Below are 18,263 nucleotides of genomic sequence, written 5' to 3'. Positions count from 1 at the left end.
GGCAACCGATCGAGGGAACTGTTAGTCCTCGTTGCCAGTGGGCGCCGGCGGCAATGACGACCGGACCAAATGTCGGGACGAGGAGGTGCGGGCGCGCGCACAAATTTCGGTCAATCTGCATTCCCGGCAGGCAAATTCCCGGCCAAGCCTTCGAGACATCTTGAAAATCCTGAACGCAGGATTTTGGCATATGCTTTGCTTTCTCTCTTTTATGCAAGATAGCCACACACCCGAGACCGCGCAGAAGTCCATCGAGGCAACGATCGTCTCCGGGATCCTTTCGGCAAAGATTCGGCCCGGTACGCGTCTCAGCGAAAACCAGCTGGCCGCGCTCTTCGGGGTGTCCCGGACCCCGGTCAGGGAAGCCATGATGCGCTTGGAGACACGCGGCACCGTGCATGTAAGTCCCCGGCGGGGTTGGTTTGTCGTTGAGCCGTCCGCAGAAGAGGCGATCGCTGTCTATGAGGCACGGCGTGTCGTCGAGGCTGGATCGCTGCGCGGCATGCGCGTGCTGACAGATGACGGACGCAAGGCTCTTGCCGCAACATTTGAACGAGGAAAAAAGCGCAATGGCTGCCGCCGATCGCCAGCGCTTGACCTATTTGATGGGCGATTTCCACATCCGCATCGCCGAATTGAGCGGGAACGCCATCATCGTCGATATCCTTCGCGATCTAACGGCGAGGACGATCCTCATTTCGATGCTCTATCAGTCTGAATTTCACGCAGCGCAATCTCATGACGGGCATTGCCGTATCTTCGAGGCCATGCAGGCGGGCGATTTCTTCAGAGCTGCGGCGCTTTCTGTCGAACATCTTGATGAAGTGGAAATGGGCCTCGACCTCACCACGCGCCCGGACCCGCTCTCGGAACTGCGCAGCTCCCTCTCACTCCCTCCCAAGACCGTGTCCTCCTCTCCTCCATCGTTAAACTTCAAAACCACAACTCCAAAGGAGCAATGAACACATGCTGACAAGACGAGCACTCATCGGAATCGCGACCCTGGCGGCAAGCTTCGGCTTCAGCTCGCCGTCTCACGCCGATACTCTCTCCGACATCATGGCACGCGGTACGCTGCGCGTCGCTGTGCCGCAGGATTTTCCGCCCTTCGGCAGTGTCGGCACCGATATGGCGCCGATGGGCTATGACATCGATATGGCCAATCTCATTGCCGAAAAGCTGGGCGTCAAAGCCGAGCTCGTGCCGGTCACCAGCGCCAACCGCGTTCCCTATCTGCAGACGAACAAAGTCGACTTGGTCATTTCCAGCCTCGGAAAAAATGCGGAGCGTGAAAAGGTGATCGATTTCTCTGTCGCCTACGCCCCCTTTTTCAACGGCGTTTTCGCGCCGGCCGATCTTTCGGTCGCCAAGGCGGAAGATCTCGCCGGCAAGAGCATCGGCGTTACGCGCGGCGCCGTGGAGGACTTGGAGCTGACGAAGATCGCGCCGGCCGACGCGACGATCAAGCGTTACGAGGACAATAACGGCACTATCTCGGCCTTCCTGTCCGGCCAGGTTGACACTGTCGCTACCGGCAACGTGGTGGCTGCTGCGATCCTCGCCAAAAATCCCCCCAAGCGCCCCGAGCTGAAGTTCCTCATCAAGAACTCGCCCTGCTACATCGGTCTCAACAAGGAGCAGACGGCTCTTCTGGAGAAGGTAAACGGCATTATTGCTGCCGCCAAAGCCGATGGCGCGCTGAACACCATATCGCAGAAGTGGCTCGGCACCGATCTCCCGTCGGATCTGTAAGGAAACCGGTTTCACGGACGTCATCCCGCACTGGCTGGCGGGATGACATCCGCTCCGTCACCGCAAGAGGGGAGAATTTCTTGAGCTACCATTTCGAATTCGGCTGGCTGCTTCAATATTACCCTGAGATCATCAAGGGCATACTGATCACCTTGGAGCTTATCGCGGTCGGCGGAGTGCTCGGCATTTCGCTCGGCATCTTCTGCGCCTGGGTGCGCGCACTCGGCCCGATCTGGCTGAAGCCTGCCATTGCCACCTATGTCGAACTGATCCGCAACACGCCGTTCCTGATCCAGCTGTTTTTCATCTTCTTCGGGTTGCCATCGCTCGGCTTCCGGCTTTCCGAACTGACGGCCGCCAACCTCGCGATGGTCGTCAACCTCGGCGCCTATAGCTGCGAGATTATCCGCGCCGGCATCCAGGCAACCCCGAAGGGTCAGTTCGAAGCAGGCGAAAGCCTTGCCATGACGCGCTTCGAAACTTTCCGCTATGTCGTTCTCGTGCCGTCACTGCAGCGCATCTGGCCGGCGCTGTCGTCGCAAGTCGTCATCGTCATGCTCGGCTCATCGGTCGTGTCGCAGATCGCTGCCGAGGATCTGACCTTTGCCGCGAACTTCATACAATCGCGAACCTTCCGCGCCTTCGAGGCCTACATCGTCTCGACAACCATCTATCTGATGCTGGCAATCCTGCTCCGGCAGGTGCTGGGGATCGTCGGCGGCTTTATTTTCCCGCGGAGAGAAGCACGATGATCGAGTTCACATTCTGGGATATCCTGCGCAACCTGTTGCTCGCCACTCGCTGGACGATCCTGCTTTCGCTCGTCTCGTTCGTCGGCGGCGGTGCGGTCGGACTGGGATTGCTGTTCCTGCGCATCGGCAAGCGCAAGGCATTCAAGGTGCTCGCGAAATATTACATCGAACTTTTCCAGGGCACCCCGCTGCTGATGCAGCTCTTCATCGCTTTTTTCGGTCTCGGCCTTTTCGGCATCGATGTGCCGGCCTGGCTTGCTGCTGGGCTGGCGCTCACCCTGTGGAGCGCCGCCTTCCTCGCCGAAATCTGGCGAGGCTGCGTTGAAGCGGTCGCCGGGGGGCAATGGGAAGCCTCAGCCAGCCTTGGCATGGGCCGGCTGCAGCAGATGCGTTACGTCATCCTCCCGCAGGCGTTGAGGGTCGCCATACCGCCCACGGTCGGCTTCTCCGTGCAAATCGTCAAGGGAACAGCGCTGACCTCGATCATCGGCTTCGTCGAATTGTCGAAAGCGGGCACGGTGGTCACCAATGCGACCTTCCAACCCTTCATCGTCTACGGGCTCGTCGCCCTTATCTACTTTGCCCTTTGCTGGCCTTTGTCAAAAAGCAGCCAGATCCTGGAAAGGAAGCTTAATGTCGCTCATCGAAATCACTGAAGTCCGAAAGAGCTTCGGAACCACAGAAGTGCTGAAAGGCATCAATCTCGATGTGGAGGTGGGCGAAGTCATCGCCATTATCGGCAAAAGCGGTTCGGGCAAATCGACCCTGCTTCGCTGCATCAACGGCCTGGAGACCATCACCGACGGCTCCATCTCCGTGGCCGGTGCGCAACTCATCGGTGACGAGATGCATCTCAAGGCGCTGCGCCTTAAGGTCGGCATGATCTTTCAGCAGTTCAACCTCTTTCCCCACCTGACCGTTGGCGGCAACGTCATGCTGTCTCAGACCGTGGTCAAGAGGACTTCAAAGCCCGATGCCGAAGCCATCGCCCGCAAGATGCTGGAGCGCGTGGGGCTGGCCCACAGGTTCGACGCCTATCCCGATGAGCTCTCGGGTGGTCAGCAGCAGCGCGTCGCCATCGCCCGCGCGCTCGCCATGCAGCCGAGCGCGCTTCTTTGCGACGAGATCACCTCGGCGCTGGATCCGGAGCTGGTTGCCGAAGTTCTGGCCGTCGTGCGCGAGCTTGCCGCTGAGGGAATGACGCTGCTGATGGTAACGCACGAGATGAAGTTTGCCCGCGACGTCTGCAGCCGCGTCGTCTTCATGCATCAGGGCCGGGTCCACGAAGTCGGCGTCCCGGAGGAAGTCTTCGCCAATCCACAGACTGCAGAACTGAAACAGTTTCTTGGCGTCAGCTAAGACGCAGTGACAACAGCCACCGTGGTGGACGCGCATTTCGCGTGCTGCGTTTGTGCCTCGATTACTCGTTCGGTGCGAACACCCTTACTGTTCCAGCTGCCGCCAACCCGATATAGGCGCCTTGCTCGCATCCCATATCGGCGAGCGATGCCGCCCGAGTTTCTCGGCAATGATTTCAATTGATGCCGGCCATGCGCTGCCGAGCGATCTTGCAGCGTTTATCCAGGTTGACGTGAGAGTAGGTGAGGTTCATTGCGCTTTCCTTGCGGGTGATAAATCATTACCCGTCGCAAGTCAGGCTTCATCCTTGACCCCACCCTTCAAAAGCAACCAATGAATCGCACCAACATCAATTTTGCTCCTCCTATCCTCTCGTGCAAACATCAGAAAACCTTCTCATGACTAATCCTGTCAGCGTCTATTCATTGCCCGGAACGGGCTTTTTCGATCTGGCTCCGGCTGCGGGCGGCGAGCCTTATCGCATATTCCTGTCCATTCCGACGGAGAGACCGCCGGCAGGAGGATGGCCGCTTCTGGTTATGACCGAGGCAATGCCACTTTTCCCTTCGCGGTGGCCAGCCTGGTCACGCAGGCACCTTATCCCACGGGCACGAATGTCGATTGGGGGGTGATCGCGGCGATCGGCTACCCGTCTGACGAGCCCTATGATGCGCTCCGCCGGTCTTGGGACCTCGGTCCTCCGCCGGTTAAATCCTATCCGCCCTTCGTTGAGGGCGGTCCTCCGGTTGTCATCGGAGGGACCGGTAAACTGGTGGATTTCATCGAGAACGAGTTGATACCGCGGATTGCGGAGATGGTGACCCTGGATCCGCTGGGCCGATCGCTTTTCGGGCATTCCTTCGGCGGCCTCTTTACCCTCTATGCCTTGTTCGAGCGTCCGGGTCTGTTTGCCAATTGGATTGCGGCCAGCCCAACCATCTATTGGGAGAACAGTGAAATCCTCAACAATGAGGCGCAGCGTCAACTCATCCCGGGAAATTCCGCCTTCCTGCATTTGTCCGCCGGAGAATACGAAGGCGATGAACTGGCACCCTTTCAGTATCGGAACGAGGATGCCGCCATACGCCTGGAGAAGAGGAAGATGGAGCGGACGATCCTCCTGGCGCAGGAGATGGCGGAGCGATTAAATAGCACGGCCGACGGGTTGCGTGCCGAATTCGAGCTTTACGCCGGTGAGACCCACATGTCCGTTCTTGCGACCGCCGTGAAACGTGCGGTCAGCATCGCGTTCGCGGTCGGAGGATCGACCGACAGGTGAGGTTCTTTGCAAGGGTTTCGTCGGTGATCTGTTCCCGGCCACCGCTGCCGGCCTTCGGTCCGGCGCCTATGGCGAGGTATGTACGCCATCGAGCATCTGCCGCGCCTCGGCCCTTGGCGCGGCGACGGAATGACGCTTGACGAGCGAGCATTCGAGCTTGGCAATCGGATAGCGTTTGCCGGGCATGGTTTCCGGGTTGAGATGTTCGATCGCCCATTGCCCCATGGCAAGATGTGGAAGGACCGAAGTCGTCAGCGGGGGGACGAGATGCCGTGAAATTTCCTCGTCGTCATAACCCACCACCGACATGTCCTGGGGAATGCGAAGCCCTGCATCCTTGAGCGCTTCATAACACCCGATGGCGGTGCGGTCGTTCTGACAGAAGATCGCGGTCGGCGGCTCTTTCAGAGCAAGCAGCTTCATCGTGGAGGCATAGCCGGCACCGGCCGACCAGTCGCCTTCGATGACCAATTCCGGATCGAAGGGGATATCGGCGGTCGAAAGCGCGCGCCGATATCCGGTCAGGCGGTCCTGTGCAGCCTGCATCCAGATTTCACCGGTGATCGTCGCGATGCGATGGTGCCCGTGCGTGATCAGATGCCGGGTGGAGCTCTGCCCTCCGGCGATCTCGCTCGGCACCACCGCCGGAAAGGCATGGTCAGCCGTATAACAATTCAGCAGGACCGTCGGGATGTTGAGCTTGCTGACGTAAGAAGGAAGCTCTACCTGGCGGGTATAGATCGTCATATAGATGAGCGCCGAAATGCCTCCGCTCGTCAACGCCTTGATGGCTTTCGGCTCCATGACGGGATCACTGAGTGTCTGGGTTACCAACAGGACATTGCCGGCGTTCCATGAGGCTTGCCGCGCGCCTTCGATCGCAACGATCGCTTCCGGGCTGGTGGCGAGTTGATCCACCGCGAAACCGATCACATTGTCCAGCCCCGAATAAGAGGCTTTCGTCGTATAAGTCGTTCCCGTGTAGCCAAGTGCGCGCGCCGCCTCCCATACGCGGTCGCGGGTCTGCTGTGAGATACGGGTGCCGGGTGTATCGTTGAGAACGAAGGACACGGCCGCCTGCGAGCAGCCGGCGGCGGCGGCGATATCCATCATCGTCACGCGGGCAGGCTTGTCCGCGGCGGGCTTATTGCTCTTTTGGGTCGTGGGTTGTCGCATTCGCGGAAAACTGTCTTTGCCTGGATTTGCCGTTTTGGTAATTACTATTAGCATCCATCTGAAAGCGCTGGCAATTGCATCAATTGCTGCAACGCCGCCAGTTAATGGTAATTTCCAGTACAAAATCGCGTCCGTGTCGACGCACGATGAAATGTTTTGATCTGGATTGATAATACTATTTACTAATTAAAATTCTTCTATACCGTCACGGAGCGATCGGAACCAATGCCACTCGTCGCTTTGCGGCGGCCCTGGGAGGGGGCGCATCCGGCCGGCCGTAAGTCGAAAACGGGCCCATGCACTGCGGCCCCTCGGGAGGTGTATTATGAAACAGCTGAAACGCAATGCAGCCTTGTTCTTCGCCGGGTTGATGCTGAGCGCGGCCCCGATTGCCGTATCCCATGCCGCCGACAAACCGACGCTTGCATTCGTCGTCAACGGAGCGTCCGACTTCTGGAAAGCCGCAGAGGCCGGTGTGAAGAAGGCGCAGGCCGAAATGCCGGACTATCAGATGGAGCTGAAATACCCTGAGCAGGCATCGGTTGCCGTTCAGCAACGCCTGATGGAAGACTTGGTCAGTGCCGGCGTCAAGGGTGTCATGGTCTCCGCGGTCGATCCCAAGACCCAGACGGAGGGCTTGAGCAAGATCGGCTCGCAGACGGCTCTCTTCACGACCGATAGTGACGCGCCGCAGACCAACCGCGTCGCCTATATCGGCTCATCCAATGTCGACGCCGGGATGCAGGCCGCCGAAATCGCCAAGAAGGCGATGCCGGACGGCGGCAAGTGCATCGGCTTCGTCGGCCTGCTCGGCGCCGATAATGCCAAGGAACGTATCCAGGGCATGAAAGACGGCCTGAAGGGCACGAAAATCGAGCTGACAGATGTACGCGGCGACGATATCGACCAGACGCGTGCAAAGAAGAACGTCGAGGATGCGCTGGTGGCGAGCCCCGACGTCACCTGCATGGTCGGCTTCTATTCCTACAATACGCCGCGCATCTATGAGGCGCTGCGCGACGCCGGCAAACTCGGCCAGATCACCGTCGTTGGCTTTGATGACGATCCGATCACGCTGGGCGGCGTCAAGGAAGGCACGATCGCAGCGACCGTCGTGCAGCAGCCGTTCGAGTGGGCCTATCAGGGTATGAAGCTGATGGCCGCCTACCTCAAGGGCGACAAATCCGGCGTACCCAGCAACGGCTTGATCATCATCCCGACGGTGGTCATCGGCAAGGATGACGTTGACAAGTATGCCGCCAGCCTGAAGGCTATGTCTGGAAAATAGCCCTCCTTCGCGGCGGCGGCACTCGCCGCTGCCGCGATAGGCGTCTTATTCCGACACAGCATTAGCTGCCATGGACAGGCGATGAACCATAGCTCCGACATCACGTCACCGGACCCGCTTGCAACGCCGTTCCTCTCGCTTTCCGGCGTTGGCAAGACCTATCCGGGCGTCGTGGCGCTTGAGGGCCTGTCGCTCGACATCATGCCGGGAGAGGTCATCGGCCTCGTCGGCGAGAACGGGGCTGGAAAATCGACGTTGATGAAAATCCTTGGCGGCGTGATCGCACCCGACCGAGGCACGATCCTGCTCGACGGTGCGGAGCTTCGTTCTCTGACGGTGGAATCGAGTATCTCATCCGGCATTGCCTTCGTGCACCAGGAACTCAATCTCTTTGAAAACCTCGACGTTGCCGCCAACATCTTCCTGGGTCGCGAACCGCTGAAGGCGGGACCTTTCAAACTCGTCGATCGCGATCGGCTGCGCGACATGGTGAAGCCGCTCTTGAAACGCGTCGGGGCTCATTTTTCCGCCGACACACCGGTGGCGTCGCTTTCCCTTGCCGAGCAGCAGATGGTGGAAATCGCCAAGGCGCTGTCGATCAACGCCAGGCTCGTCATCTTCGACGAACCCACTTCCAGCCTGCCGCTGGCCGAAACCGAGCGGCTTCTGAGCATTATCAAATCGCTGAAAGCCGACGGAATCAGCGTCATTTTCATCTCGCATCGCCTCCACGAGGTAGAGCGCGTCGCAGACCGGGTCGTCGTCCTGCGGGACGGTACGCTTGTGGGCACGCTCGCCAGGAACGACATCGGCCACGACCAGATGGTCAAGCTGATGATCGGCCGGGTGCTTGCGGCCCGGACCGCAAAACCGCAGCGCTCGCCCGGCTCGGTTGCGCTGAAGGCAAGCGGCGTGCGCACTGAAGCCTATCCCGGCCGTCCCGTTGATCTGGAGATCAGGTATGGGGAAATCATGGGGCTTGCAGGCCTCGTCGGGTCGGGCCGCACCGAGCTTGCAAGGGTATTCTTCGGTATCGACCGGAGCTACGGCGGAACCATCCTGCAGGACGGCCGGGAAATTTCGGTCCGTTCTGCCCGTGACGCCGTCGCTCGCGGCATCTTCCTGGTGCCGGAGGATCGCAAGCGCAACGGCATTCTTCTCGATTTTCCGATCGCCCAGAACATAACCCTTTCCGATCTTCCCAGGCTTTCCAGCCGCTTCATGCTTTCTGCTGAACGGGAGACGGCGGCGGCCGAAAAGCAGCGGGTTCGCCTCGGGATCAAGGCGCCCTCCGTTTCGACGCGAACCGGCACTCTGTCCGGCGGCAACCAGCAAAAGGTCGTGCTTGCCAAATGGTTGTCGATGAGCCCGAGGGTGATGATCTTCGACGAGCCGACGCGCGGCATCGATATCGGCGCGAAGAACGAGATCTACGGCCTGATGCGAGCGCTTGCCGATGCCGGAGTGGCGATCCTGATGATCTCCAGCGACATGGAAGAGGTGATCGGCGTTTCCGACCGCATCGCCGTCATGCACGAGGGCCAGATCGCCGGCATATTGGAAGAGGACGCATTCAGCCAGGAAAACGTCCTTTTGCTTGCGGTCGGCAAAAGGGTAAAATAGCGGCTGCGGCAATACAAATAGGTATCGGGGAATGGATCTCGAATGATCAAGAAAGATCTCGGACTGCTGCTGTTGATCGTCGTCGTCGGCATTGTCGTCGCCGTCATCAATCCGCGCTTCCTGCTGCCGATCAACCTGGCCAACACCGCCAACCTGATCGGCCTGTTCGGCATTCTGTCGATCGGTCAGGCCTTTGTCATCATTACCGGCGGCATCGAGCTTTCCGTGGGCTCACTCGTCGCTCTTCTCGGTGTGCTGTTCGTCGATTTCATCGCCGTCCAGGATATGTCGTGGATGCTGGCGCTGCCGCTCATTCTCGTGCTTGGCGCAGTCGTCGGTGCCGTCCACGGCTGGTTGATCACCCGGCTCAACCTGCAACCCTTCGTCGTCACCCTCTGCGGCCTGCTGATTTATCGTGGGGCAGCGCGCTTCTATACGGCCGACGGAACGGCGGGCTTTGCTTTTGGCCAAAATTTTCCGGACCTCGAATTCCTGACCGCCGGACGGTTCTACGGCGTTCCTAACACCTTCACTGCCCTCGTGATCATTGCCGTGGTGATGTGGATCATGCTGCATCGCTCCGTCTTCGGGCGTTATCTCTACGCGATCGGGAAGAATGAGGAGGCGGCCCGCTATTCCGGTATTCGGACCAGCCGCATGATCATGTCGGCCTATGTCATCTGTGGGCTGCTGACGGCGCTTTCGGCGATTTATTTCGCCATGTACACGCGCTCGATCTCGCCGGCGAGCCATGGCCAGTTCTACGAACTCTATGCGATTGCCGCGGCCGTGCTCGGCGGCTTCTCGCTCCGCGGCGGCGAGGGATCGATCGTCGGCGTCGTGCTGGGCACGGTCCTGCTCCAGGAGCTGCAGAACCTCGTCAATCTGCTCGGCATCCCATCGTCGCTGAATTTCGCCGTCATGGGCGGCGTGATCCTCATCGGGGTCCTGATCGACCAGCAATGGCACGCCATCCGCGCAAAGCGCCGCGTCGTTTCTGCCGCCCGGCAGACCGAAACCCGTCATTCGAACGAAGGCAGTTTGCCGGTGGCTGCCAATCAGGATTAGGTCATCCGCTGCAGATCACGCTCGCTCATCGCTATCAATGCCATCTGCAATCTCCGCCGTCATCAAAACGGGCAGAGTGTGGCATTCCAACTTTGCAGAAACAGGACATTCTAACTTTGCGGCTACAAATAATGTCAAAGCTGATTAGAGATGCGACGCCGCCAGCCAGTTAGAGATGCGACACCGGCACTGTGGATCAGCCCCCGATCCGACCGGCTGGGCCGGGTTGCAAGGGAGGAGCGGGGCGGGTGAGGGAATTGCCTCTTCGGCTTCAGCTTTGAGACTGTGAATGCCAGTTCATTCGGCTGCCTCCCTACGAGCCAATGCCGCCTGGCGTGCCGCTGACAATGACATCGCCCGACTCCATGCGCGTGAAACTGGAGCAATATTCGATCTGCCGTGCGATGTCGAAAATCATCTGACCGAGGTGTATCCTTGGGTGGATGTCAGACTGAGTTGAGGAAAGCTTAGCCCACCGCATCAACGTGCGAGCGTTAGCCAATCGCCGATCGTTGTCCCAAAACGTTGCATGGAACGTGTTGTGGGGATGGCGGGGCGCTCAGTTGCTATGGTCTTTCTCACTTCACGCGGGCTGAGCCCGAATTCATGGCTGAACGCGCGCGTGAAATTGGCTGCAACGTCGAAGCCGGCGGCCTGGGCAATCTCCGAGATCGGCCTGTTGTCGGTCGGGTTGGTAAGATCCGCATATGCCTGCAGCAATCGACGTTTGCGAATGTAGTTGAAGACGCCCCCGCTCGTTTCGAACAATTGGTAGAGCCGCGTTCGCGAGATGCCCAGCGCACGGCACATGACGTCAGGCGTCAAGCTATCTGAAAGAAGATTGAGGTGAATATAGCGATGCGCCCGCTCCATCAGCCCCATATTGGTCTGTTCCTGACCGCGATCCAAACTTGTGGATGATGCAGCGCATGCAACGACCATATCGCCGATCGTCCGTATGATCCGCGGCACCTCCTCCACCGTCAAATTGCCCAGGTTCGCCTCCAGGCCGTTGATATAGCTGACGAGCAATTCAGCGAGGCTACCGGAGGGGGCGATGTTGTTGGCGCTCTGCAGAAGAGGCGTATCACGGGTCAACAGTTCATAGGGCAAGAAGACGAGCACAGCGACTGAATCGGTCATCCGCCCGCGGTATGGGTAACCAAGAGACCTGAAAAATATCTCACCCGGGCCGGTCTCCGTTACATGGCGATTGGCCTCGGTCCAGGCCCGGCCGCTGCGAAGTACGCCGACGTTCCAGTGATCGATTGGGCTCGATCGCAGCATGGCCTGATCGCGAACATAGCTGCATGCCTGCGTCCGCTGCTGGACGATGAGGATATCGCCGAGATGCCAGCCGGTCTGTTCCGCGAGAAAACCGTCGTCCTCTGGTTGTCCGTCCAGCAGATGAATATCCACAAGCGGCGCCATATGTGATCGCCAGGACTGGAATTGTTCTTTCGGCGGCAGGTCTCGCGTCGAAAATCGCAAGGGCACCAATGCAGGCGGAACGTCCACCCGATGTTCTTTCTGCGAGGACGGTTCGCGCGGCCAGCGCCGCCGCTCGAGGTGGGCCGGCCATTCCTGTCCAGCAGCGGGGTCATCTCCAGACTCCGTAACCATCCAATTCCTCCAGCGCATAAGCCGATCCGGGCTGTTGAAACTGAGGCAAAAAATCGTTTTCGCGGCTGAAACGTCCGCGCAGCCCATCCGACAAAACCGAATCGACTGAAGTCCTACGTGCATAAGCTACTTATCATATTCCTTTACGAGCAGAAATGGACGGACCGATAATTTTCGGGATGCGGCGATAACGACAATTGCGTCCTGTTCCTGTATCTAAATGAGCAAGGGTTAGTTCCGAAGGACGTTCGGAAAGCCCAAATACTCACTTGCCAGTGCAATGCAGTTTCAAAGCACTCTCAACGTGAAACGACACTAATTCACAACAAAATATGCAAGCAGAGGAGGATAGGTCGTGAACTATCGGGGCAATATTCGTGCGCGCTTTGCGCGAGCATCGGCTTACGACAGGAATTCTTCTCCGCATAACCCTCAGGCGCCGGGAAAAATTCCTATCGCCAATAGTGCGGGTTTCCTCTGCTCACCTTCGTGCGAGACGCTCCTGATGCCGGAAATCGGCAAATAAGGACGCGAAGGGGTTGCGCGCAGGCCGAGGCCGTCTGTGTCGATGCGTAATGAGGCCGAGGCTTGCACGCAACCCTTACCATATCCACCCATTGGCGAATTTTGTAACGCTGCCCATTTCTATGGCAGATCGGAGGCTAAGATGACCACCGCATGTGATGAGAAACATATCGAATTGAAGCCGATTTCGAGCTGCAGACGAGAGGTCGAAGTCGCGATGGTGGAAATGCTCGTCACTTTGCAGAAACGTGGATGGTCGGCTGCGGAATTGGCATTGGAGCTCGCAGATGCCTCCGAAGATCTCGTCATGCTGATCGCGACCAAAAGGGTTCGACCGCATTAGAACCGGATGATTTTAGACCGACCCAGCCTAAAATCTGAATCCTGTTCTAGATTAAAGAGTTAGAGCATGATGTCATGAGAAAACCGCTCACACTTTTCGGCATCATGCTCTAGAAAAAAGATCGCGTGGAATTATGCTGTTTCTGACTGAATGAGATGGCAGCACTGTCAGGCGCGGCGCAGTGATTTCCCACTCCATCATCACCCATCACGTCAGTCGCCGCGCCGGAGATGGCTTGACCATATTGGTCAAAGCGGGAGAAACTCCCCGGCTTCGCCCCGTTCAAAGCGGAGCTCGGACAGGTCACTCAGCGACGAAGGAGCGTAAGTCGCAGCGGCGACAAGCAAGCCTATTACCTGCACCTGTATTTCGAACTCAGCGGCGCTGCTCGCGACAGAATGATTGTCAAACTCTACACCGGTCAATATTCGCGGGATATTCGCGACATCGACAAGGTTGCCGTCTCTCTTAATCTGTTGTTGCGGTCATTCGGGTGAACGCGCACCTTGTAGCCCGGCTCATGCGAGGGTTCGTCGCGTCTTTGACGAAGTTGGCCCCGCTTGATCGCCTTGAAGGGATCCGAACCGGCGGCCAAAAGCGCCGACAGTAGATGTTGCGGTACAAATTTTGGCTGTGCCGCACGTCGACGAATGTCGGGAACTCTCGATCCCGATGCGTGGCCAGTTCCTATTGACCCATTTCCCAATTCTGGGAAATGTGCCTCCAGTGAATCAATTGCGGCCAGCGGCGATCAGGGCGTGCGCGGCATCGCGGAGCAAACCCGTCGCCTCGCCGGGTTCGAAGACCTGCATGCTGACAAAAGCGCCGTTGATCAGCACCGCGAGTTGCCCGGCAAGCCGGTCGGGTGCAGCAACCGCCAGTCTCCCGGCGATGGCCATCAAGCGCCGCCGCATTTCATGCATATGGGCTTCGGCGACTTTGCGGGCGGGGTGACCGGCTTCCGGGAACTCGGCCGCCGTGTTGATCTGCGGGCAGCCCCGGTAATTATCCCGCCCGACCCTTTCGCCGATCCACTCGAAATGGGCGTCGAGTTCGGCTAAGGCGTCATCCGCATGCCGCTCGGTTACCCTATCCCAGGTGTTCCAGAAATCCAGGTCCTCGCGCTTCAGGAAGGCCGCGATCAAATCGTCCTTTGTGCCGAAATGGCGGTAAAGGCTGGTTTTGGCGACACCTGATTTTTCCACCACCAGATCGACGCCCACGGCGCGTACACCGCGCCGGTAGAAGAGTTCCGATGCAGTCTCGAGAATTCTATCCCGTACCTCATTCACGGCCGGGGCGTTCGCTGTGTTTTTCGTCATTCGCTCATCTCCAATTCAGCCACACTAGCAGAAAGCGGATTGACACGCTACAGACCTGTATGTTTTATAGCTACAGACAGGTCGGTAGCGCAGGAGAGAGCAATGACCATTCATCAAACCGACAACACTGGAACACTCCACGCCGTGGTGGCAGTCCTTGGAGCGAACGGCCATACCGGCCGGTTTGTCGTCGCCGAACTGTTGCGGCGCGGGCTGACGCCGATTGCGATCGGACGGAGTGCCAGACGATTGGCAGAGGCGGGCTTTCCGGAACGCGGCGTCGAATGCCGCGAAGCAGCGATAGAGGATGACGAGGCGCTGGACAGCGCGTTCGCAGGAGCGGCGGCGGTCATCAACTGCGCCGGCCCGTTCATGGACACGGCCGACGCGGTCGTGCGTGCCGCGCTCCGGGCCGGCATCCATTATCTCGACGTAACGGCTGAACAGCCGAGCGTACAGGCCACATTCGACCGGCATGAGGTTGCGGCCCGGGAAGCGGGCGTAGCCGTCATCCCGGCCATGGGATTTTACGGCGGATTGGCAGACCTGCTGGTGGCAGCCCTGATGGACGAATGGCTGCATGCCGACACTGTCGAAATCCGGGTTGCGCTCGACAGCTGGCTGCCCACGAAAGGCACGCGCGTGACCGGGGAGAAGAACACCGCGCAGCGCCTGGCCGTCAGCGGCGGGCAGCTTGGACCCGTGCATCAGCCGCCGGCCGAGAAGGTATCCGTTTTACCGGCCCCGTTCGGCCAGCAGACATTCGTCGAGCTTCCATTTTCGGAAGTGCCGCTGATCGCCCGCCACGTCCGGACGAAGGAGTTGCACACCTTTCTCAGCACGACAGCCCTGCGGGATGTTCGGGATCCATCGACGCCCCCGCCCCAGGCCATCGATGAAACCGGACGTTCGGCGCAGCGCTTCGCCGTTGAGGTGATCGTCACGCAAGGCGACCTGCGCCGCCGGATTCTCGCCCAGGGACAGGACATCTATGCCGTCACGGCGCCGATCATCTGCGAAGCGGTCCAGCGTATCTTGTCCGGTGATATCCGCGATACCGGCGCAAAGCCGCCGGCTGCCATTTTCCATGCCGCGAGTTTCCTGGGCGCTCTCGGCCCCAATCTGTCGGTTGAGACATCAGAAACCTCAGATTTTCAGAAGGGCCATCCATAAACGGCGTGAGGGACCGCAAGTCTCCAGCGTAATCACGGAGCCCGTTGCTGCACAAATCCTGCGGAGCCACCCGCTTTGATCTTCCCGAACGATCTATGGAAGAAGTCCCTCGCAAAAGTTGGGCATTTTGCGAGGGACCTCTGCGACACTCACAATCGGCACGCCGCCCAAAGCGACCCACAGGGCATTCATCTTAATTTAGGCGATTGCCGCCTGTTCCAAACAAATGCACCTTCGACAGGTCAGGGGCGATCGAGATTTGTTGTCCCGGCTTGAAGTCGACCCGTTCACGCAGAAGCAGCGTGATATCGGCACTTCCAAGCCTAGCGTTGATGTGGGTTTCCGATCCGGTCGGCTCGACGACGACGATGGTGGCCGGCACGCCGTCCTCGCGGATCGCCATATGCTCCGGGCGGATGCCATAGGTGACGGCGTCCGCCTCTTGCCGGCCGGGCGGCAGAGGCAGGCTGGTTCCGCCCAAAACGAAGCTGCCGTTCCTGACTTCACCTTCGAACAGGTTCATCGCGGGCGAGCCGATGAAAGAGGCGACGAAGGTGTTTGCCGGACGGTCGAAGAGCTCGAGCGGCTTGCCGATCTGCTCCACGCGGCCGCTGCGCATCACGACGATTTTGTCGGCCATGGTCATGGCTTCGACTTGATCATGGGTGACATAGACGGTGGTGGTCTTCAGTCGCTGGTGAAGCTCCTTGATTTCCGCCCGCATCGTCACACGCAGCTTGGCGTCGAGGTTCGAGAGCGGCTCGTCGAAGAGAAAGACCTGCGGGTGACGGACGATCGCGCGGCCCATGGCGACGCGCTGGCGCTGGCCGCCCGACAGCTGTTTGGGCAATCTGTCGAGGAGAGGTCCGAGCGCCAGGATGTCAGCCGCCTCCTTCACCTGCTTTTCGATCGTCGACTTGTTCTGGCCCTGGAGCTTCAGAGCGAAGCCCATATTCTCCGCGACGGTCATGTGCGGGTAGAGCGCGTAGCTCTGGAACACCATAGCAATATCCCGCTCTTTCGGCGCCACGTCGTTCACGACCCGGCCGCCGATGCGGATTTCGCCGTCGCTGATCTCCTCCAGCCCTGCTAGCATTCTGAGCAGGGTAGACTTGCCGCAGCCAGAGGGACCGACGAGCGTGACGAATTCGCCGTCCTCGATATCGACGGAGACGCCGTGGATCACCGGAACGGCGCCATAATGCTTGCGGGCTTCGTCTATCGTAACCGATGCCATGTCGTTTTATCCTCCAGCGATTAAAGACCGAGCTGCCAGATTTCAGCGGCGATTATATTTCCCTCGGATGCGGTCAGACGCGCAGCACTTACCCCCTTGACGCCGGGCAGCCGCTTGGTTCCCGTCCAGCGGCCATCGTCGGCGAAGACCTCGATCGAGCCTGCATCGAGGAAGATCCGGATGGTCGATGGGCGTGCGCCGGCGGCGATATAGCGGGGCGATGCCTTGGCATTCGCCACCGAGAAGGGAATGCTCAGCCCGGCCTCATCCAACTGAACCGCGACCGTCGCCTCGGAATGTTCGAGATCGAGGCGGAACGCATTGCCGGCTTGCCTGAGAGTGAGAAGGATTTCGACGGAGCCGTTGGCAAGATCGACGGTCCGGCCATCGAGAAAACCTCCGGCATCCAGTCGCCGTTGCCGCAGGCTTTCGACACCTGACACCGGCGGCGTGATCAGCGCCCCACTTTGCAATGCCAGCCGGCGCGGCAGGGTCATCGCCGTCGGCATGTCGATCTCTCTGGAAATATCCGTCCAGTTCGCAAGCCACGCGATGCCGATCGGGTCGCCCTCGTCGACGAAGGCCTGGAACGCGTAGGCGTCGGTGCCGAAGTCCAGTTCCTGTTCGAATTCCATTGAGAACCGTTGGCCATCGAAACGGCCGACAGTCGCAAGCGTCATGTTGCGCCGGCCCGTTGCCGGGTCGCGGCTGGTGAGCAGACCGAAGATCAGGGCCCAGCGCGTCGTCGGATCATTGGCGGGACCATCGAGCGGCACCATGCAGGGGCACTCCGCCGCCGTCATCCCGAAGCGGTTCTCACGGTGAAGCATGCCGAGGAAGTTCCATCCCGTCGCCGCAGCCGGGTCATCGGTTTGGTAGAGCAGGATAACGCCGCCCTCGCGGTCTCGCGTGCCGAGCAACATCTTCCATTGGCCGTCGGGCCCGAGGAAGACATAGGGATCGCGGAAGTCGGTCGTCAGACCGAGCCCGGCGGGACGCGCCGGCAGGATCAGGCTCGCCGGCTCGACATTGACAAGATCGCGGCTGGTGGCCGTGAACTGAACCTGTTCCTCCGGTTCCCGATCCTTCATATGCTCGGTGAAGAAAATGCGAAGGCCGGCTTCATCGCCGGGAAGAGCGATCGCGGAGCCGGAAAATGCCCCGCCCCGCTCGTCGGCCCGCGCAGCGAGTTCATCCGAAGGGAAAAGAAAGATCGGCAGATGCTTCCAGCGAAGATAGTCCTCCGAGACCGCATGACCCCAATGCATGTTGTTCCACCGAAGGCTGTGGGGATAGTGCTGGTAGAAGAGGTGCAGCTTGCCGCCGAACCTTCCAAACCCGTTGGGATCGTTCATCCAGCCGAAAGGCGGGCGGAAGTGATAGCTGCCGGGGACCTCGGGTGTGGCATTGGCAGGGCTGATATGCAGCAGCCGGACGCCTTCTTCGAGAACGTGGGGCTGAAGGAAGGCATAGAGGACCGAGACGTCGGTCGTCATGGGATCGTAGGAGAAAGCAGCCTCTCCGCCTCTTTCCAGCGTCAGCAGCCGAAACTCAAACTCATGCGGATTTGAAGTTTCGACAGCACAGGCCGGATTCCCATCGACATGTGCCGTCAACCTTCCCGGAGCGTCGCCATGCGACGCCCTGATCCAGGCATGAATCGTGGACCCCGCGGGCAGGAAGGCGCTGATCGTCTCCAGCTCCGCTTCATCGGACGGAGAAGTCGCTTGGCTTGTCATCAAT

Annotated in this window: 15 protein-coding genes and 4 pseudogenes; 13 read left to right on the top strand and 6 right to left on the bottom strand. The window is 59.5% G+C overall.

Annotated elements, in window-relative coordinates; translation table 11 throughout:
- Positions 1 to 190 precede the first annotated feature (190 nt).
- The 7 genes and pseudogenes from HJB89_RS33695 to HJB89_RS04810 form a co-directional block, all read left to right on the top strand.
- Positions 191 to 367, top strand: a pseudogene (locus HJB89_RS33695) (GntR family transcriptional regulator); the annotation flags it as partial.
- 202 nt (positions 368 to 569) lie between these two features.
- Positions 570 to 962 carry an FCD domain-containing protein gene (locus tag HJB89_RS33690; protein WP_405048954.1) on the top strand — a complete coding sequence of 131 codons (393 nt, stop codon included), beginning with the start codon at positions 570 to 572 and terminating at the stop codon, positions 960 to 962.
- Between the two features lie 4 nt (positions 963 to 966).
- A complete protein-coding gene (locus HJB89_RS04830) occupies positions 967 to 1,752 on the top strand; it encodes a transporter substrate-binding domain-containing protein (RefSeq protein ID WP_221116831.1) in 786 nt (261 codons plus the stop codon).
- Positions 1,753 to 1,832: 80 nt separating this feature from the next.
- Positions 1,833 to 2,504 (top strand): amino acid ABC transporter permease, encoded by a 672-nt coding sequence (locus tag HJB89_RS04825; protein WP_221116832.1) that lies wholly within the window; start codon positions 1,833 to 1,835, stop codon positions 2,502 to 2,504.
- Complete coding sequence (locus HJB89_RS04820; protein ID WP_207585072.1) at positions 2,501 to 3,160, top strand: amino acid ABC transporter permease; 660 nt, start codon at positions 2,501 to 2,503, stop codon at positions 3,158 to 3,160. Before HJB89_RS04825 ends, HJB89_RS04820 begins: the two co-directional genes overlap by 4 nt.
- The gene (locus HJB89_RS04815) at positions 3,138 to 3,863 is read left to right on the top strand and encodes an amino acid ABC transporter ATP-binding protein (RefSeq protein WP_207585073.1); all 726 of its coding nucleotides are present in this window, start codon (positions 3,138 to 3,140) and stop codon (positions 3,861 to 3,863) included. Before HJB89_RS04820 ends, HJB89_RS04815 begins: the two co-directional genes overlap by 23 nt.
- 398 nt (positions 3,864 to 4,261) lie before the next feature.
- Positions 4,262 to 5,142, top strand: a pseudogene (locus HJB89_RS04810) (alpha/beta hydrolase).
- 66 nt (positions 5,143 to 5,208) lie between these two features.
- On the opposite strand, the gene HJB89_RS04805 reads toward HJB89_RS04810, so the two are convergent.
- Positions 5,209 to 6,318, bottom strand: coding sequence for a substrate-binding domain-containing protein (locus tag HJB89_RS04805; protein WP_207585075.1), 1,110 nt, complete (start codon positions 6,316 to 6,318; stop codon positions 5,209 to 5,211).
- A gap of 325 nt (positions 6,319 to 6,643) precedes the next feature.
- Here HJB89_RS04805 and HJB89_RS04800 point away from each other — a divergent pair, with 325 nt between their 5' ends.
- The 3 genes from HJB89_RS04800 to HJB89_RS04790 all read left to right on the top strand — a co-directional run bounded on the left by HJB89_RS04800 (position 6,644) and on the right by HJB89_RS04790 (position 10,297).
- Complete coding sequence (locus tag HJB89_RS04800; protein ID WP_207585076.1) at positions 6,644 to 7,606, top strand: sugar-binding protein; 963 nt, start codon at positions 6,644 to 6,646, stop codon at positions 7,604 to 7,606.
- Positions 7,607 to 7,687: 81 nt separating this feature from the next.
- Positions 7,688 to 9,229 (top strand): sugar ABC transporter ATP-binding protein, encoded by a 1,542-nt coding sequence (locus tag HJB89_RS04795; protein ID WP_221116835.1) that lies wholly within the window; start codon positions 7,688 to 7,690, stop codon positions 9,227 to 9,229.
- 42 nt (positions 9,230 to 9,271) lie between these two features.
- Positions 9,272 to 10,297 carry an ABC transporter permease gene (locus HJB89_RS04790; RefSeq protein WP_221116836.1) on the top strand — a complete coding sequence of 342 codons (1,026 nt, stop codon included), beginning with the start codon at positions 9,272 to 9,274 and terminating at the stop codon, positions 10,295 to 10,297.
- A gap of 316 nt (positions 10,298 to 10,613) precedes the next feature.
- On the opposite strand, the pseudogene HJB89_RS04785 reads toward HJB89_RS04790, so the two are convergent.
- Together HJB89_RS04785 and HJB89_RS04780 are read right to left on the bottom strand one after the other, a co-directional pair.
- A pseudogene (locus tag HJB89_RS04785) lies at positions 10,614 to 10,724 on the bottom strand (fumarylacetoacetate hydrolase family protein); the annotation flags it as partial.
- A 53-nt stretch (positions 10,725 to 10,777) separates the two neighbouring features.
- Positions 10,778 to 11,920 carry an AraC family transcriptional regulator gene (locus HJB89_RS04780; protein WP_221149102.1) on the bottom strand — a complete coding sequence of 381 codons (1,143 nt, stop codon included), beginning with the start codon at positions 11,918 to 11,920 and terminating at the stop codon, positions 10,778 to 10,780.
- 667 nt (positions 11,921 to 12,587) lie between these two features.
- On the opposite strand from HJB89_RS04780, the gene HJB89_RS04775 reads away from it, so the two are divergent.
- Both HJB89_RS04775 and HJB89_RS33100 read left to right on the top strand, forming a co-directional pair.
- Entirely contained in the window at positions 12,588 to 12,788 is a 201-nt protein-coding gene (locus tag HJB89_RS04775) for a hypothetical protein (RefSeq protein ID WP_207585080.1), read from the top strand.
- A 260-nt stretch (positions 12,789 to 13,048) separates the two neighbouring features.
- Positions 13,049 to 13,285 (top strand): annotated as a pseudogene (locus HJB89_RS33100) (Curdlan synthase); the annotation flags it as partial.
- Between the two features lie 234 nt (positions 13,286 to 13,519).
- On the opposite strand, the gene HJB89_RS04770 reads toward HJB89_RS33100, so the two are convergent.
- Positions 13,520 to 14,110, bottom strand: a complete 591-nt coding sequence (locus HJB89_RS04770; RefSeq protein ID WP_221116838.1) for a TetR/AcrR family transcriptional regulator — start codon at positions 14,108 to 14,110, stop codon at positions 13,520 to 13,522.
- 102 nt (positions 14,111 to 14,212) lie between these two features.
- Here HJB89_RS04770 and HJB89_RS04765 point away from each other — a divergent pair, with 102 nt between their 5' ends.
- Positions 14,213 to 15,283, top strand: a complete 1,071-nt coding sequence (locus HJB89_RS04765) for a trans-acting enoyl reductase family protein (RefSeq protein WP_207585082.1) — start codon at positions 14,213 to 14,215, stop codon at positions 15,281 to 15,283.
- A 193-nt stretch (positions 15,284 to 15,476) separates the two neighbouring features.
- Here HJB89_RS04765 and HJB89_RS04760 read toward each other — a convergent pair whose 3' ends face one another.
- Together HJB89_RS04760 and HJB89_RS04755 are read right to left on the bottom strand one after the other, a co-directional pair.
- The gene (locus HJB89_RS04760) at positions 15,477 to 16,520 is read right to left on the bottom strand and encodes an ABC transporter ATP-binding protein (RefSeq protein WP_207585083.1); all 1,044 of its coding nucleotides are present in this window, start codon (positions 16,518 to 16,520) and stop codon (positions 15,477 to 15,479) included.
- A 20-nt stretch (positions 16,521 to 16,540) separates the two neighbouring features.
- Positions 16,541 to 18,259 carry a GH32 C-terminal domain-containing protein gene (locus HJB89_RS04755; protein WP_221149100.1) on the bottom strand — a complete coding sequence of 573 codons (1,719 nt, stop codon included), beginning with the start codon at positions 18,257 to 18,259 and terminating at the stop codon, positions 16,541 to 16,543.
- Positions 18,260 to 18,263: the final 4 nt, after the last annotated feature.

The sequence above is a fragment of the Rhizobium sp. NZLR8 genome (genome assembly GCF_019685025.1).
Taxonomy (GTDB): Bacteria; Pseudomonadota; Alphaproteobacteria; order Rhizobiales; family Rhizobiaceae; genus Rhizobium.
The sequence above is the reverse complement of the archived record's forward strand: the minus strand, read 5'-3'. Positions and strand labels throughout refer to the sequence as shown.

Excerpts from the sequence above, each read along its gene's own strand:
- HJB89_RS33690 (WP_405048954.1), top strand. The coding sequence starts at position 570 with ATGGCTGCCGCCGATCGCCAGCGCTTGACCTATTTGATGGGCGATTTC.
- HJB89_RS04830 (WP_221116831.1), top strand. The coding sequence starts at position 967 with ATGCTGACAAGACGAGCACTCATCGGAATCGCGACCCTGGCGGCAAGC.
- HJB89_RS04820 (WP_207585072.1), top strand. The coding sequence starts at position 2,501 with ATGATCGAGTTCACATTCTGGGATATCCTGCGCAACCTGTTGCTCGCC.
- HJB89_RS04815 (WP_207585073.1), top strand. The coding sequence starts at position 3,138 with ATGTCGCTCATCGAAATCACTGAAGTCCGAAAGAGCTTCGGAACCACA.
- HJB89_RS04805 (WP_207585075.1), bottom strand. The coding sequence starts at position 6,318 with ATGCGACAACCCACGACCCAAAAGAGCAATAAGCCCGCCGCGGACAAG.
- HJB89_RS04800 (WP_207585076.1), top strand. The coding sequence starts at position 6,644 with ATGAAACAGCTGAAACGCAATGCAGCCTTGTTCTTCGCCGGGTTGATG.
- HJB89_RS04795 (WP_221116835.1), top strand. The coding sequence starts at position 7,688 with ATGAACCATAGCTCCGACATCACGTCACCGGACCCGCTTGCAACGCCG.
- HJB89_RS04790 (WP_221116836.1), top strand. The coding sequence starts at position 9,272 with ATGATCAAGAAAGATCTCGGACTGCTGCTGTTGATCGTCGTCGTCGGC.
- HJB89_RS04780 (WP_221149102.1), bottom strand. The coding sequence starts at position 11,920 with ATGGTTACGGAGTCTGGAGATGACCCCGCTGCTGGACAGGAATGGCCG.
- HJB89_RS04775 (WP_207585080.1), top strand. The coding sequence starts at position 12,588 with ATGACCACCGCATGTGATGAGAAACATATCGAATTGAAGCCGATTTCG.
- HJB89_RS04770 (WP_221116838.1), bottom strand. The coding sequence starts at position 14,110 with ATGACGAAAAACACAGCGAACGCCCCGGCCGTGAATGAGGTACGGGAT.
- HJB89_RS04765 (WP_207585082.1), top strand. The coding sequence starts at position 14,213 with ATGACCATTCATCAAACCGACAACACTGGAACACTCCACGCCGTGGTG.
- HJB89_RS04760 (WP_207585083.1), bottom strand. The coding sequence starts at position 16,520 with ATGGCATCGGTTACGATAGACGAAGCCCGCAAGCATTATGGCGCCGTT.
- HJB89_RS04755 (WP_221149100.1), bottom strand. The coding sequence starts at position 18,259 with ATGACAAGCCAAGCGACTTCTCCGTCCGATGAAGCGGAGCTGGAGACG.